This window comes from Brevundimonas sp., assembly GCF_046299535.1.
In the GTDB taxonomy this organism is placed as follows: domain Bacteria; phylum Pseudomonadota; class Alphaproteobacteria; order Caulobacterales; family Caulobacteraceae; genus Brevundimonas.
Genome location: NZ_JBKBIB010000011.1, coordinates 1 through 14,291 on the forward strand (window position 1 = coordinate 1; position 14,291 = coordinate 14,291).

Annotated in this window: 18 protein-coding genes; 5 read left to right on the top strand and 13 right to left on the bottom strand. The window is 66.8% G+C overall.

All coding sequences use genetic code 11. The features are described from left to right. Positions 1-394 precede the first annotated feature (394 nt). The 4 genes from ACK4FB_RS10335 to aguB all read left to right on the top strand — a co-directional run bounded on the left by ACK4FB_RS10335 (position 395) and on the right by aguB (position 5,327). Positions 395-2,911: a TonB-dependent receptor gene (locus ACK4FB_RS10335; protein WP_409751556.1), complete on the top strand. Its 2,517-nt coding sequence runs from the start codon at positions 395-397 to the stop codon at positions 2,909-2,911. A gap of 135 nt (positions 2,912-3,046) precedes the next feature. Then, positions 3,047-4,042: an agmatine deiminase family protein gene (locus tag ACK4FB_RS10340; RefSeq protein ID WP_409751559.1), complete on the top strand. Its 996-nt coding sequence runs from the start codon at positions 3,047-3,049 to the stop codon at positions 4,040-4,042. Beyond that, positions 4,039-4,434, top strand: a complete 396-nt coding sequence (locus ACK4FB_RS10345) for a four helix bundle protein (protein ID WP_409751562.1) — start codon at positions 4,039-4,041, stop codon at positions 4,432-4,434. Before ACK4FB_RS10340 ends, ACK4FB_RS10345 begins: the two co-directional genes overlap by 4 nt. After that, positions 4,431-5,327 carry an N-carbamoylputrescine amidase gene (gene aguB / locus ACK4FB_RS10350; RefSeq protein WP_409751565.1) on the top strand — a complete coding sequence of 299 codons (897 nt, stop codon included), beginning with the start codon at positions 4,431-4,433 and terminating at the stop codon, positions 5,325-5,327. Before ACK4FB_RS10345 ends, aguB begins: the two co-directional genes overlap by 4 nt. On the opposite strand, the gene ACK4FB_RS10355 is transcribed toward aguB, so the two are convergent. From ACK4FB_RS10355 to ACK4FB_RS10380, 6 genes are all read right to left on the bottom strand, one after another. Continuing rightward, on the bottom strand, positions 5,324-6,196 hold the full coding sequence (locus tag ACK4FB_RS10355) for a right-handed parallel beta-helix repeat-containing protein (RefSeq protein ID WP_409751568.1): 873 nt from the start codon (positions 6,194-6,196) through the stop codon (positions 5,324-5,326). The two genes, aguB and ACK4FB_RS10355, sit on opposite strands and share 4 nt — an antisense overlap. Positions 6,197-6,309: 113 nt before the next feature. Then, positions 6,310-7,128, bottom strand: a complete 819-nt coding sequence (locus ACK4FB_RS10360; RefSeq protein WP_409751571.1) for a phosphatase PAP2 family protein — start codon at positions 7,126-7,128, stop codon at positions 6,310-6,312. Continuing rightward, positions 7,125-7,637, bottom strand: a complete 513-nt coding sequence (locus ACK4FB_RS10365) for a hypothetical protein (protein WP_409751574.1) — start codon at positions 7,635-7,637, stop codon at positions 7,125-7,127. Before ACK4FB_RS10365 ends, ACK4FB_RS10360 begins: the two co-directional genes overlap by 4 nt. A gap of 73 nt (positions 7,638-7,710) precedes the next feature. Further along, positions 7,711-8,034, bottom strand: coding sequence for a ribonuclease (locus ACK4FB_RS10370; RefSeq protein ID WP_409751577.1), 324 nt, complete (start codon positions 8,032-8,034; stop codon positions 7,711-7,713). A gap of 53 nt (positions 8,035-8,087) precedes the next feature. Further along, complete coding sequence (prfA, locus tag ACK4FB_RS10375; RefSeq protein WP_409751580.1) at positions 8,088-9,155, bottom strand: peptide chain release factor 1; 1,068 nt, start codon at positions 9,153-9,155, stop codon at positions 8,088-8,090. Between the two features lie 66 nt (positions 9,156-9,221). Beyond that, positions 9,222-9,851: a glutathione S-transferase N-terminal domain-containing protein gene (locus tag ACK4FB_RS10380; RefSeq protein ID WP_409751583.1), complete on the bottom strand. Its 630-nt coding sequence runs from the start codon at positions 9,849-9,851 to the stop codon at positions 9,222-9,224. Positions 9,852-10,551: 700 nt separating this feature from the next. Here ACK4FB_RS10380 and ACK4FB_RS10385 point away from each other — a divergent pair. Then, positions 10,552-10,788: a cold-shock protein gene (locus tag ACK4FB_RS10385; RefSeq protein ID WP_409751586.1), complete on the top strand. Its 237-nt coding sequence runs from the start codon at positions 10,552-10,554 to the stop codon at positions 10,786-10,788. Positions 10,789-10,803: 15 nt separating this feature from the next. Here the strand turns inward: ACK4FB_RS10385 and ACK4FB_RS10390 are convergent, their stop codons facing one another. The 7 genes from ACK4FB_RS10390 to ACK4FB_RS10420 form a co-directional block, all read right to left on the bottom strand. Further along, on the bottom strand, positions 10,804-11,004 hold the full coding sequence (locus ACK4FB_RS10390) for a hypothetical protein (protein ID WP_409751588.1): 201 nt from the start codon (positions 11,002-11,004) through the stop codon (positions 10,804-10,806). Positions 11,005-11,091: 87 nt separating this feature from the next. Beyond that, complete coding sequence (locus tag ACK4FB_RS10395) at positions 11,092-11,475, bottom strand: TraR/DksA family transcriptional regulator (RefSeq protein ID WP_409751591.1); 384 nt, start codon at positions 11,473-11,475, stop codon at positions 11,092-11,094. Next, positions 11,472-12,038, bottom strand: a complete 567-nt coding sequence (locus tag ACK4FB_RS10400) for a hypothetical protein (protein WP_409751594.1) — start codon at positions 12,036-12,038, stop codon at positions 11,472-11,474. Before ACK4FB_RS10400 ends, ACK4FB_RS10395 begins: the two co-directional genes overlap by 4 nt. Next, on the bottom strand, positions 12,035-12,241 hold the full coding sequence (locus ACK4FB_RS10405; RefSeq protein ID WP_409751597.1) for a hypothetical protein: 207 nt from the start codon (positions 12,239-12,241) through the stop codon (positions 12,035-12,037). Before ACK4FB_RS10405 ends, ACK4FB_RS10400 begins: the two co-directional genes overlap by 4 nt. Continuing rightward, positions 12,238-12,453 carry a hypothetical protein gene (locus tag ACK4FB_RS10410; protein ID WP_409751600.1) on the bottom strand — a complete coding sequence of 72 codons (216 nt, stop codon included), beginning with the start codon at positions 12,451-12,453 and terminating at the stop codon, positions 12,238-12,240. Before ACK4FB_RS10410 ends, ACK4FB_RS10405 begins: the two co-directional genes overlap by 4 nt. Before the next feature lie 299 nt (positions 12,454-12,752). Then, complete coding sequence (locus ACK4FB_RS10415) at positions 12,753-13,433, bottom strand: hypothetical protein (protein ID WP_409751603.1); 681 nt, start codon at positions 13,431-13,433, stop codon at positions 12,753-12,755. Beyond that, positions 13,433-14,281 (bottom strand): universal stress protein, encoded by an 849-nt coding sequence (locus ACK4FB_RS10420; RefSeq protein ID WP_409751606.1) that lies wholly within the window; start codon positions 14,279-14,281, stop codon positions 13,433-13,435. Before ACK4FB_RS10420 ends, ACK4FB_RS10415 begins: the two co-directional genes overlap by 1 nt. Positions 14,282-14,291: the final 10 nt, after the last annotated feature.

The following is a 14,291-nucleotide window of genomic DNA, read 5'->3' on the forward strand; positions in this document are numbered from 1 at the left end:
ACCAGCCCCTCCCGGCTCCGGCCGGGAGGGGAACGGTTCCCGAAGATGTCGACGGCCTTCGGCCAAAGACTTCAAACGCCCGCCCGGCTCACGCCAGGCGGGCGTTTTCCTGTGCGACGCGGCCGGAAGCAGGTTAAAAACGCAACTTGACGCCGCCGGGTCGAGATTATCCGTATGCGGCTGAATTCATTCACCTCACGGCGGATCGTCGTTCGGGGTGAGCGTCCCGACAATGTTGCTGCACTGCAACACGTCCCCCGTTGTCACAAAAACGAGGCATATCTGTCTTCCGAGTGTCGGGAGTGGGGCCTAAACGGCGCCTATCCATCATGGTCGTACGCATCATCATCGCCCGCCGGGCGCTGCACGACCGCAGAGAGGGGATACTCTGAGAATGAGACTCAACCATCTGGCCTACGGCGCCTCCGCCGTCGTCATCGCCCTGGCCGCGGCTTCCGCCGCTTCCGCCCAGTCCACCGGCACCGAAGCCACCGAGGTGCAGGAACTCATCGTGACGGGCGCCCGTGGCCCCGCCAACATCGATGGCCTGGCCGTCGGCGAGACGATCGCCAAGACCCGGAACACCGTCAATCAGGAATTCATCGCCACCCAGCCGGCGGGACAAACCATCCTGCAGACCCTGAACCTGACTCCGGGTCTGAACTTCACGAACGCCGACCCCTACGGTTCCTCGGGCGGCAACATCCGTCTGCGCGGCTTCGACGGCAACCGCGTGTCGCTGACGTTCGACGGCATCCCGCTGAACGACACCGGCAACTACGCCACCTACACCAACCAGCAGCTGGATCCGGAACTGATCGAGCGCGCTTCGGTCAACACCGGCTCCACCGACGTGGACAGCCCGACCGCTTCGGCCACCGGCGGCACCATCAACTACATCACGCGCCGCCCCGCCAACGAGTTCGGCGGCTGGGTCCAGGGTTCGCTGGGCGACTCAAACTACCGCCGCATCATGGGTCTGATCGACACCGGTGAAATCGGTCCGTGGGGCACCAGCGCCTGGTTCGCCGTGTCGCGTCAGGAGTACGACAAGTTCAAGGGCAAGGGCGACCTGCAGAAGACCCAGTACAACTTCCGCGTCTTCCAGCCCTTCGGATCCAACGGCGATTTCGTCGCCCTCTCGGGTCACTACAACGAGAACCGCAACTTCTCCTACACCGGCCCGAACCTGCGCACAGCCACCGGCTTCTGTGACGTGGCCCAGACCGTCGTCTGCGGCGATCAGGTGGACGATCCCGCCAACCCCTTCGGCTGGGACCTGGACTTCGACCGCTTCTACACGCCGGCGCCCGTGCGCGCCGGGGTGGCCGACACCGATCCCAACGGCACTGGCTACTGGGGTCTGCGGATCAACCCGTCCAACACCGGCAACATCCGCCTCAACTCCCGGTTCACCCTGGCTGAAGGTCTGCTGCTGACGGTGGACCCCTCGTTCCAGTACACCCTGGCCAACGGCGGCACCCAGCAGGCGGTCCTGTCCGAAACCGACCTTCGTCTTCGTGGCGCTGCCGGCGTCGGCGGCGTGGACCTGAACGGCGACGGCGACATCCTGGACAGCGTTCGGGTGATGACGCCTTCCAACACCAACACCCACCGCTACGGCCTGAACACCTCGCTGATCTGGGACTTCAGCCCCAGCCACCGGATTCGCGCCGCCTACGCCTTCGACGAGGGCCGTCACCGTCAGACCGGCGAGTTCGGATTCATCGACTTCTCGAACCCCAGCGAGCCCCGCTTCGTGGACTGGTTCGGTGGTCGCAACGACCGCGAGAACCGCGTCATCGGGCTCGACGGCAATGTTCTGCAGGCGCGCGATCGTCTGTCCTACGCCACTCTGAACCAGATCTCCCTGGAATATCGCGGCCTGTTCCTGGACGACAATCTCACCCTGACCCTGGGTGTGCGTGCGCCGTTCTTCAAGCGGGAGCTGAACCAGTACTGCTACAGCCAGAACGCCTCGTCGAACGTGCTCTGCACCACTGAAGTGCCGAATGCCACGCTGGCCAACGGCAATGTCACCTTCGCTGGCCGCGGAACGACACAGTACATCGCGCCCTACTCGCGCGAAGTGAAGTACGACGACGTTCTGCCCAACGTCATGGCCAGCTACCGGTTCGCCGGCGGCCACTCGATCTACGGCAGCTACAACGAGTCCCTGTCGGCGCCCCGCACTGACAGCCTCTACACCGTGGCGCGCCTGGCCGACGGCACGGTGGGCAACTCCACGGTGCAGCCCGAGACCTCGCGCAACTTCGATGTGGGCTATCGCTTCACCACCCCGACCGTGGTCGCCCAGGCGTCCGTGTTCTTCAACGAGTTCAGCAACCGGATCGTCAGCACCTTCGATCCCGACCTGGACACCTTTGTTGACCGCAACGTCGGCGACGTGGAGTCCCTGGGCTTCGAGGCTTCCGTCGGCTGGTCCCCCACCGCAGACCTGAGCCTCTACGCCTCGGCCACCTTCCTCAACAGCGAACTGCAGGACGACTACGTCTTCAACGCCGCCGGCGCGGTTCTGCCGACCGCCGGCAAGAAGCAGGTTGAAACTCCCGAGGAAATGTTCGCCCTGCGCGCCTCGTACCAGTTCAACGAGGTGTTCTCGGCCGGCCTCCAGGGCAAGTACGTCGGCTCGCGCTTTGTCACGGACGTCAATGACCTGTCGGTTCCGGCCTACACCGTGGTCGATCTGGACGCCCGCTTCGACTTCGCGCCCTTCGGCATGGACGGCACCTATCTGCAGTTCAACGTGACCAACCTGTTCGACGAGCAGTACTACGGCAACCTCGGCACCGGCGCCTCGGCCACCCCCGGCCAGCTCGGCTACGGCCGTCGCTTCGCCAATGTGGGCGCGCCGCGCACCATGATGGCCACCCTGCGCTACAGCTTCTAGGGCTGCCGCTCAGGCACAAGGGATCAGGGCGGGCCTTCGGGTCCGCCCTTTTTCTTTGGGCGCGGTGCAGGTTGAATGGCGGGACAGGCGTGGCTATGTGCGCGCGCCGCCTCTTTCGCGTTTCAGGATCCCGCCATGACCGTCATTCCCGCCGAGTGGAGCCCGCACCGCGCCATGTGGGTCGGCTGGCCCAGCCATGGCGAACTGTGGGAGGAGAACCTCGAACCGGCGCAAGCCGAGGTGGAGGCCCTCGTCCGCGTCCTGGCCGGGCCCGGCCGCGAGCAGGTCCGCCTGCTGGTGGGCAAGGCCGAGGCGCTGGATGACGCCCGCGCCCGCTTCGCCGACGTGGCGAATGTTGAGGTGGTGGACGGCCGCTTCGGCGACATCTGGCTGCGCGACACCGGACCCATCTTCGATGCGAAGGGCGTCGCCCACGCCTTCGAGTTCAACGGCTGGGGCGGCAAGTACGCGCTTGAGCACGATGATGCCGTGGCTGGTCAGATCGCCGCCCACGCCCGCGCGGCCCTGACGCCTCACGCCTTCATCCTCGAGGGCGGCGCGGTGGATCATGACGGCGCCGGCACGATCCTGACCACCCGCCAGTGCGTGCTGAACCCCAACCGCAACGCCGATTGGGACGAGGCGACGGCCGGGACGGCGCTGGCCGCCGCGCTGGGCGCCCGCAAGGTGCTGTGGCTGGGCGAAGGGCTGTTCAACGATCACACCGACGGCCACGTGGACAATCTGGCGCGCTTCGTGGCGCCCGGCGTGGTCGCCTGCCCGGTGGCCTGGGGGACGAAGGACCCCAACGCCGACGTCTATGACGCGGCCGCCCGCGATCTGGCCGCCATGACCGACGCCGACGACAACGCCCTGCGCGTCATCCGCATCCCCTCGCCCGGCGTGGTGGTGGACGAGGACGAGAAGGTTGTCCCCGCCAGCCACATGAATTTCCTCATCGCCAACGGCGCGGTGATCGTGCCCACCTATGGCGACGAGACCGCCGCGCGCCTGGCCTGCGAGGCGCTGGCCACGGTCATCACCGACCGCCCGATCATCCCCCTGCCCTCCCTCGCCATCCTGTCCGGCGGCGGGTCCTTCCACTGCATCACCCAGCAGGAGCCGGAATGAGTGACGAGGGGCGAGTGACGCGTGGCGAGGTTCGCCACTACCGGGACCTGATCGTCTGGCAGCGGGCGATGGATTGGGTCACGGTGGTCTACAGCGCCAGTCGCACATGGCCGTCGGATGAACGCTTTGGCCTGGCAAGCCAGGTGCGACGAGCCGCCGTCTCGGTTCCCGCGAACATCGCCGAGGGTTGCGCCCGACGCTCGACCGGCGAGTTTCTTCAGTTTCTGGGCATCGCACGCGGCTCGTTGGCCGAGGTCGAGACCCTTCTCATTCTCGCCGCGCGTCTCGGATATCTCGACGACGCAACCTCTAAGCCCATCCTGGCCGAAGCTGATGAGATCAGCCGCATGCTGGCCGCCCTGATCGCAGCCCTGAAAAGGCGTCCGAAATGACACTCGCCACTCGCCACTCGCCACTAGCCACTCGAACGATTTCCGTCGCCGCGCTCCAGACGTCCTACGGGACCGACTTACAGGCCAATATCCACAAGACCATCGATCTGGTCCGTCAGGCCGCCGACAAGGGAGCGCAGGTGATCCTGCCGTCCGAGCTGTTCCAGGGACCCTATTTCTGCGTGACGCAGGAAGAGGACTGGTTCGCCACCGCCCATCCGTGGCGCCAACACCCGTGCGTGACCGCCCTGTCCCCGGTGGCCAAGGATCTGGGCGTGGCCGTCCCGGTCTCGATCTTCGAGCGCGACGGGCCGCACTACTACAACTCGCTGGTCATGCTGGACGCCGACGGCGAGGCGCTGGGCGTCTACCGCAAGAGCCATATCCCCGACGGACCCGGCTATCAGGAGAAGTACTATTTCAGGCCGGGGGACACGGGATTCCGTGTCTGGAACACCCGCTTCGGCAAGGTGGGCGTCGGCATCTGCTGGGACCAGTGGTACCCGGAAACGGCGCGGGCCATGATGCTGATGGGCGCCGAGGTGCTGATGTACCCCACGGCCATCGGGTCCGAGCCCCACGACCCCTCGCTGGACACCGCCGAGCCGTGGCGCCGGGCCATGCAGGGCCACGCCGTCTCCAACGTCGTGCCCGTGGTGGGCGCAAACCGCACCGGCCATGAGCAGGTCACGGAGGCGGGCCAGACCTTTTACGGCTCGTCCTTCATCGCCGACCACCGGGGCGATCTGGTGGAGACCCTGGGCCGCCATGACGAGGGCGTGCTGGTGCACAGCTTCGATCTGGATTTCCTGGACCGCCACCGCGCCGCCTGGGGCTTCTTCCGCGACCGGCGCACGGACCTGTACGGCGCCCTGACCGGCAAGCCCGCCTAGAAGCCCCGCTCGATCCGGTTGTCCTCGACCACATTGCCCGTGGCGCCGTCGCCGTCGTCCACACTGCTGCCGAAGGGATGGCCGGCGTCGGCGTCGCAGTAGCGCCGGTTCCCCTCGCGCGACCCGACCACCACGGCGCGCGCCGGGCCGAACCATGAGGCGTGGAAGGTGTTGCCGGTGACGCGGTTGTTCGACGGCGTCTGATGCCGGACGATCCCGCCCTCGCCGCAGTTGCGGTACAGGAACACCCCGCCCCGGTTGGTCAGGCCGCCTGCGCTGAGGGCGATGCTGTTGCCGCTGATGACGTTGCCCGCCGAGCCGTCCACGGCGATGACCTCGCGCCCGGTACGCACGGCGATGGTGTTGTCGCTCACGGTGTTCAGCCCGCTCTCGGCGTCCAGATAGATGGCCGTGGACACGGACCGTCCGTCCAGCCGCGAGCCGGTCAGGCTCAGGCCGGTGACGCCGGGGCCCACATAAAGGGGAATAGAGCCCGTGCCGGTGATGGTCACGTCCTCGAGACGCACCGTCGCCGGCGCGGCGGCCTGCAAGCGCCCCGTGTGGTCCGCCCGGTAGGAGGACTGGCGCAGCTCGTCCATCCGCTGGCCCGCGCCGACGCCCCAGACCCGGATCGCGCCGTGCACATGACAGCCCCGGATCAGGATATTGCGGGGGCGGCTCCAGTCCTCCCCGTCGCGGCGCGACCAGATGGCGATGGTGGGCGCCCGGGTCGTGGTCGCCTGTCCTTCCCGACCGACCACGGCGCCGTCGCAGATCAGCCCCGCCCCCGACGCCTCCGCCCCCTCGATCAGGACGCGGCGCGTGACGCGGTCTCCGGGGCCGAGGCGCGCCCGGCACGTCAGGCGCACCGGCGGATCGTCATGGACGCCGGGGGCCAGAAGAGCGGCCGTCTCTTCCGGCGAACAGGACCGCGCCGGCGGTTCGGCCGCCAGTTGCAGGGCGATCAGGGCGACGATCAGTGTCAGGACGGCCTCTGCCCCAGGGCGGACCGTTCGGCCGCGCAGCCGGGGTTCAGATGACCCGACGTACGCGCCTGCGCCACCTCCAGGCGGGCGGCGACCAGATCAGCCTGGTAGTCCGGCGTCTCGCGCAGGGCCTCGAACAGGGCCGCGCCCAGGGCCTGGCCCGCCGCCACGTCCGAGGGATAGTGCAGGCCGCACACCGCGCGGCTGACGCCGATCTCCTCGCCGATGCGGGTGAGCGCCTCGGCTTCGTCAGGCGCGACCTCGGCCATGATGCGTCCCCACAGGGCGCCGACCGTGGCGTGGCCGGAGGGGTGGGAGGCGCTGGCCCTCAGGTCGTCATCCACGCGAATGCAGGCGCGGCGGTCCGGGTCCCCGGCGATCGGCCGCGGGCGGAAGCCGACGCTCTTGGCGGCATTGGAGGCGACCGAGGCGTCCTGCAGGGCCCGGCCCAGAACGCGCAACAGCGCGGGCGGGGGCGCATCGGCCAGGCGTGTGTTCAAGGGACAGTCAAAATGCTGAACGGCCAGATGGGGCCGTACTTCCGCATGGGTCTGGGCCAGACGCCATCGGTCGCTGTCCTCCAGCGCCGTCCATCGCAGGGACTCGCGCAGGTCAGCCGCCGCCTCGGGCGAACCGTCCGTCACGGGCGGCGGGACCTCATTGGCCAGGAACGCCAGGACTTCGGGGGCCAGGTAGGGCTGCGGTGCTGCGGCTGACTCCACACGGGACGGCGCGGGAAAGGAGGCGTTCACGGCGCAGCTTGCCGCCAGCAAGGCCGCGGCGACGGCGCCCGCGAGCAGACGCGCCCGTCTCACCCCCCTTCGCTCCAGACCAGCTGAACCGATGTGCCGCCATCCTCGACGGGCGTCGCGAAGACCGAAAGGTTTCCGCCGTCGGCGGTGGAATGGGCGCCATAGGCTCGCGCCTCGCCCTGGTTCATGGCCATCACGGAGGCGAGGCCCTCGGCCTCCGCCCGGGCCCGGTGGAAAGCGATCACATCATCCGGCGAGGCTGCGGTCACATAGGTGACGATGCCGCCGGGGCCGGCCTCGCTCCGGGTCGGGGCGGCGCTCTCGTCGATCACGCCCCCGGGATAGATGACCGCAAAGGCCGGAGCGTCAGGGGACGCCCGTCGCCCCTCCGTGGGGATCGGCGTCCCGGCCTCCACCGACACGGCGGGGGTGGCGGAATTTTCAGCCGCCGGCGATTCGTCGGCGGCGGATTCGGACCCCGCTTCAGCCGGGGAGGGTTCGGGCTCGGGATCGCCGCCGCCACAAGCCCCCAGAACGAAAACAACTGCAAGGGTCAGGCTCAGACGCCGCATGAAGACCGTCCTCTATCAATACGTTGCGCACCGTGGCGCATCGCCGGGGAGCGGGCAAGCGGCCAGATCATGCTCAGCCGGTGGCGGCGTCCGCGTCGTCGCCTGGACCGCCCTTGCGCCCGGTGTTCCGGATGGCGCTGGCGCCATCCTGATCGCCGTCATCCCCGGTCTCGGCGGCGGCCATGCCTTCGCTGGTCAGAACCCGGTCGATGGCCTGCTGGTCCGGATCAATGTCCGAGCCGGACGCCGATCCGCCCCGCAGCGAGCCCGCGCGCGTGTCTGATCCGCCGTTCGATCCCGTCAGGGCCTGGTCCAGGGTCTCGGCCAGTTGATCGGGGGTATGTCCCATGTCCGGCCGTTCCCCATGGTCCGTCGTCTTTCTCGTATCGTCGCTCATGGGTGGTCTCCTGCCTGTGCCGATTCAAAGCATGGCCGGGTCGCCGGTTCCCTTTACTGGAACTGCGCTTCGAGGTCCGCGAGACGTGCGGCTTGGTCCTCGGCGATCAGCGCGTCCAGAACGGGGTCGATGTCCCCCTCCAGAATCTGGGGCAGGCTGTGCAGGGTCAGGCCGATCCGGTGATCCGTCACACGTCCCTGCGGAAAATTGTAGGTGCGGATGCGTTCGGACCGGTCGCCGGAGCCCACCTGCGACTTGCGGGCGTCGGAGCGGGCCATGTCCTTGGCCTGCCGCTGCATGTCGTACAGGCGCACGCGCAGGTTCTTCATGGCCTTGTCCCGGTTCACGTGCTGGGACTTCTCTGACGAGGTCACCACGATGCCGCTGGGAAGGTGGGTGATGCGCACCGCCGAATCCGTCTTGTTCACGTGCTGACCGCCGGCGCCCGAGGCCCGGTAGGTGTCGATGCGGATGTCCTGATCGCGGATCTCGATCTCCACGTCCTCCACCTCCGGAAGCACCGCGACGGTGGCGGCCGAGGTATGGATGCGACCGCCCGCTTCAGTGGCGGGGACCCGCTGGACCCGGTGAACGCCGCTCTCGAACTTCAGCCGCCCGAAGACCCCGTCGCCGGAAATGGTGGCAACAATCTCCTTGTAACCGCCTGCCTCGCCCTCGGAGGCGGAGTCCACCTCGACGCGCCAGCCGCGAGTCTGGGCGTAGCGGGAATACATGCGGAACAGGTCGCCCGCGAACAGGGCCGCCTCGTCCCCGCCAGTTCCGGCGCGCACTTCCAGCACGGCGCTGGCGTTCTCATCCGCGTCGCGGGGCGCCAGCAGCAGGGCCACCTGCCGTTCCAGTTCCGGCAAGGTCTCCTTCAGGGTTTCCAGTTCCTCGCCCGCCATGGCCGCCATTTCCGGATCGCGGGCCATGATCTCCAGATCGGCCAGGTCCTGGCGCGCCTTCGACAGGGTGTTGACCGCGTCGGCCACCGGCTTGATCTCGGCGTGCTCTTTGGACAGGCGCACGATCTCGGCGCCGTCCGAAGCCGCGCCCATGCGGGCCTCCACCTGATGGAAGCGGTCGAGCACCTGGTCTAGGCGGGCCTGGGGCAGTCGCAAGGAACGTCTCCGTGGATCGGGAAGGCCGCTGTTTACGCCGTTCGCACGGCGCCTGTCGATCCGGCCTCAGACCTCCGGCCGGGTCTGGCGAAAACTGTCCCTGGCCTCGAGCGCCGTCTGCAGCGCCACCAGATTCGGACGCCCGGCGCGCCAGTCAATGTCCGGGTGCCGGAATCCGATCCAGGTCACGGCCACCCCGGCGGTGATGACGCCCACGTCCAGCGGCTCGGCCCGGGGCGCGGCGGCCTCCAGCGCGTCGAGCCCCAGCGCCATGTTGCGGCTCCAGCGCGCGATCCACGACGGCGAGCGTTCATGCTCGGGCCGGCGTTTCTCCAGCACCAGCTTGACGCCCATTTCCAGCACGCCGTTCGCCAGGGTCTCCAGCCGCTTGACCCGCCAGCGCTCCGCGCCGTCAGCGGGCACAAGGCGCGGCCCCTCGCCCAGCGTATCCAGGTATTCGCAGATCACCGGACTGTCGGTGATGGCTTCGCCATCGCCGGCGATCAGGGCCGGGACCTGCACCAGCGGATTGGCCGCCAGCAGGGCGGGCGCGTCGCCGTAAGGGTCGGCCGTGATCTCCTCGATGCGATCGGACAGCCCCTTCTCCCGCGCCACGATGCGGCACTTGCGGGCGAAGGGTGACGGCGTGGTGATGTAGAGCTTTGGTCCGAGTCGTAAAATCTGAGACCCCCACACTTTGATTTGAATCAGGTTCTCGCGACAAGATTCACAATCCCAGAGGCCGAAAATTCAGAATATCTGAGACTGCGGCGGGATGCGGTCACAATCTCTGAGAAATCTGTATTCGCGATCACAATTTTTGAGAGCCCTGCCAGCTATCGCCCGAACCTATCTGGCTTCGTCGGGGAATAACGAACTCTGCCGGGAAAGTGTCCCAGCTGCGGTCGCCTACCGCTCCAGGAGCTGCCCCTCGTCGTAGGATGATTTTCCAGAGCGCCCGGACCGGGCACTGACGGGTTGTGAGTGGCGCGGTTCAGACAAACCCGGGTGTGGACCTTCCGAACGTCAGCTAAGAGCCCGTTGCCGCCATTCCGACCTCTACACCCCAGAGTCCGGAATGGGCTCAAAGCGGACCGCCAAGATGCCCGCTTCCATGCTGGCGCGCATGCGTTCCTCAGCGGAGCGAACATCTGCGTCCTACTCACAGAGGGCTCGGCCCTGTCGAATCGGGATTCGTTCAGTAGAGGCGCCGCTGGGACGCAAGGCCTTCCACCGGCCCGTATTGCCGCGACAATGACGGCCCACTGCCGTGGCCTTCTGAACCTGTTAGCCGGGACTGTGTTGGTTTAACACAGACTGACGTGGGTCACCTGACGCAGTCAGCCTTGTGATGGGGCTGCGTGTCCCTGTCCCCCGAGAGTCGGAGTCGTCCTGGATGCATGTTGGAACCGTCAAATTCGTAAGTCCGGAGCGCGACTACGGCTTTATTTCCAGGGATGACCGGGAACCCAAGGTGTTCGTCCACGTCAAGGAGGTTCACAAGATCGGCCTCGAAGGCCTCGAAAAGGGTCTTCGCTTTTCCTTCGAGATCGCACCGGACGATGAGGGTCGACCGGGCGCAGTGAGACTGGTTCCGCTGCCACCAGGATCGCGTCCCGCTTCGCGCCGCTGAGTGCGCGCGTCAGGCTCAAGAGTGACGGCGTCCTTGCTCCGCGAGGAACAGGGCCTGGCCAAAGGCCGACAATACGCCGTGCGGAGTGGCCCATCCGCTATTCTTTGCCCGCCGCGATGAATGCGGACTGAGCAGGACATAGTAGCCGAGTTCCGCTGCTGCCATCGCCGCCAAGGTTCGATAGGCGTGGTCATCAAGGGCCTGGGTCACAGGCATGCAGGTCTCCTTTTCATTATCCTGGCTGCTTGCAGGCTGAACGCCTCGCGCGGCTTTTGGGTCTTCATCGGCGCTGGACGCGGTCGTTTACCCACTGGTCGCACAGTGAATGCAGGTGGCCGTTGTGGGGTCGATCGCCAGACGGCGGGGGGCAATGGCTTCACCGCAGGCCGCGCACCAGCCGAACTCCCCATCAGCGATGCGCGCAAGCGCCGCCTGTACGAGCCGTCTTTCGCCGTGTCTGCGTCCCTGCGAAGCGAACGACATGGCCTGTTGCTGCATGGCGTCCATCCGTGACAGCCGCCCAATGCTTTGCTGATCCAGTTCGACCGGCTTGCGATTCTGCTCGGTGGCCGTGTCCAGAGAGTCCAGGTCGATCAGGCGCTGCTCGAGAAGCGCCTTGAACTCCGCCACGACGGCTTCCGACGGCTCCTGGTTTGGATTGCCCTGGCCCTGCGAATCCTGCGTCATGATCGGAAACTCCTGACAGCCTCGACGAAGCTCGGATGAAGTCGAATGACAAGGTCATCATCCTGTTCCGTCACCGCGGCGAAAGCATCGACCACATAGCGGTCGCCGCTGCGCCTACGCTCACGACCCAAGGTGAGGGCGGCGGAAATCCGTCTGCCCAGCCGCCCGTAGGTTCGCCAGACTTCACCCTCGTCCAGGCTTGAGATCCGCGCCAGCCGCGCCGCCGTGACCTCGGCGTCCGGCAGGCGCATATGTACGCCCAGCATCCGCATCAGTTCGCCACGGGCATTCGCCGGGGCCAGCGCGGACAGGGCGTCCAGGTATTCCTCGGCTGTCGGGACGCCTTCGACTCTGGCGATGCGCAGGGCTTCGGTGCGCGCATCCAACTGGCGCAGGGCCTCGCCTGTGGCTGCTTCCTCATCGTCGCCATCCGTCTGCAGGATACGGCGCATGCCGGCGTAGGCGACGGCCTTGGCGGTCATGCCCCGCGTCGCGGCCACGATGCGGTAGAGGCCGTGTGTCGTTTCGATGCGGCCCCTCGGCGGCGCCTTGGTCAGGCTCATCCTGCGCTCCTCTGCGATTTCGGGGATTCGATCTTCAGGCGTTGGCGGGCCTGATTCATGCGTTCCGCGAGATCCGCCGGGTTGAGCTTGGCCAGGGCCGGAGCAATCCGCGAAGCCTGTTCGGGCGTGGCGTTTGGTTTGATCTTGAGGACGTTGGTGATGAGCAGGGTGTCGGAGGGGCCTGACGGTCCTGAACGTCTCATCGGGGAGCCTCCATCAGAGGATGCAGGTCCGAGGTGTCGAGAAACTGGGCCAGCGTCAGGTCGTCGATCGCCCGATCCTTTGATTCCAGCTGTGCACGGGCCTGATCCACGCGCCACACGAGCTCCCTCAGCTTCAGGCGGAGCTCGCGGCAGCGATCGTGCTCACAGGGCGCCGCGATTTCGGATGCGCCCTCGGGCAGGGACCGGGGCATTGGTTGGTCTTCGCGCATGCGAATGCATCTCCGGGTGGGCGAACCCACATGAATACGCGGAGACGTCGGCCGCCCTTGGGAGGGGCCGAACGCAAGACGCCACGATCTTCAAGCCCTCGCCGAAGCGGAGACATAGAGCGCGCGGCGGTCAGCGTTCGAACGGATCACAAAGGACCCGCAGGCTGGCGCTCGCGCGTACAGGCTATGAAGATGGACGCCCGACAGATTGTCGGGATGCCATGGTTCTCTTGTTGGAACCGGTACAGGCTTTTAGCAGCCTGAATGTCTCTTGAAAACTCTCAGCGTTGCGCTGGATCCAGGTTGGGGCGGCGGCTCGTCGCCACGATCTGGACCACGAGCAGTAGAACCAGGGCCGGGAGGAACATTTCGCCGATTTCCTCGAACGACAGTAGCCGGAGCAGGGTCATGTCTGACAAGATCACATCAAAATCCGCGAGATTGCGCGGCAGACCATCAACGATCTTGAGCACCGGCAAGGCAGCGACAAAGGCTACGGCAGAGGCGCGCGTGAGCGTTCCCCTGGCGAACAATCGCTGGATCCCACGGCGATTGCGCCAAGCCAGAACCGCAAGTGCCCCGATGAGGACTACAACCGAGATGAAGGAGGAGACTTTTTCGGTGAGCCGCACATCGGGGCTGCTGTAGAGCTTCAGGCTGAACACTCCGTGGGTCGTGGCGGCGCTGTGCATGTCGAGCTCGCGCAGGCCCATGAGCACCGACAGCACGGCCAGAAACGCCAGCACGCCTCCAAACTTCAGCGCTAGAATCGCCGCGACAACGGCGGTCAGGAAATGTGCGACACCGCTGGCGATTTCGACTGGCCCGTTCTCCACGAGGCTGCCTGTCACGGCGTCTGGCGGGAGCAAGATCGGCCATGCGATAATGGTGATGGCTGCCACTACCAACAGCCAGGGCGTGGCGTAGCCCAGAGCTTGCGGCCGTTTCCGGTCGGAGATCATCAGCGGAACAGCAGCACCGGAACCATGCAGGTGCGGATCATCGCCGTGGTGGTGCTGCCGACGATGAAGCGGCGGATCGGGGAGTGGCCGTAGGCGCCCATGGTCAGCAGGTCGATGTCCGCCGACTTCACATAGTCGGAGATGACGCTCTCGGGATCGCCGGCGCGCAGCTCCAGGGTGAAGGCGCCGCCCCAGGTTTTGAGCTGGGCGTCGGCCCAGGCCATGTGGGTCTCGTTCTCGGCACGGGCCGAGCCCGCCATGACCACGTGTACGTCGAAGTCCTTGAACGCCGGATCAGAGACCAGAAACTCGATCGCCTTCCGGGAACTGGCGCCGCCGTCATAGGCCAGCAGGATGCGCTGGATCGGCTTGAAGGCGCGCGAGGCCACGAGCACGGGCCGGGTGGTGGACCGCACCACCTGTTCCACCGAGCCGCCCAGGTGCAGCTTGGCGAAATCCGCCGCCTCGCCGCGCTTGCCCAGCACCACAACGCGGGTGTTGCCCTCCAGCTCGGTCACATTGTCCACGAGGCTGCCGTGCCGAAGCCGGGTCTCAACGGTCAGGCCCTGGTCACGCAGACGCGCTTCGGCGCCTTCAAGAAGGGCGCGTCCCCGCTCCATCCGCAGACGTCCACGCTCTTCATCGAGCCGTGTCAGATTGTCGAGCAGGTGTTCGCGGGCGCCCAGGCCGATGCTGCCGGACATGTCCGCAGCCACCGCGTCCGGGGCCCGGTCGAGCACGTGCAGAAGCTCAACATCCGTCTTGAGCAGGCGTGCGGCCCAGACCGCATGGTCACAGACGCTGACGCCATAGATTGACGCATCGATACACGCGAGAACTTTCGTCATGGCCGTTTCC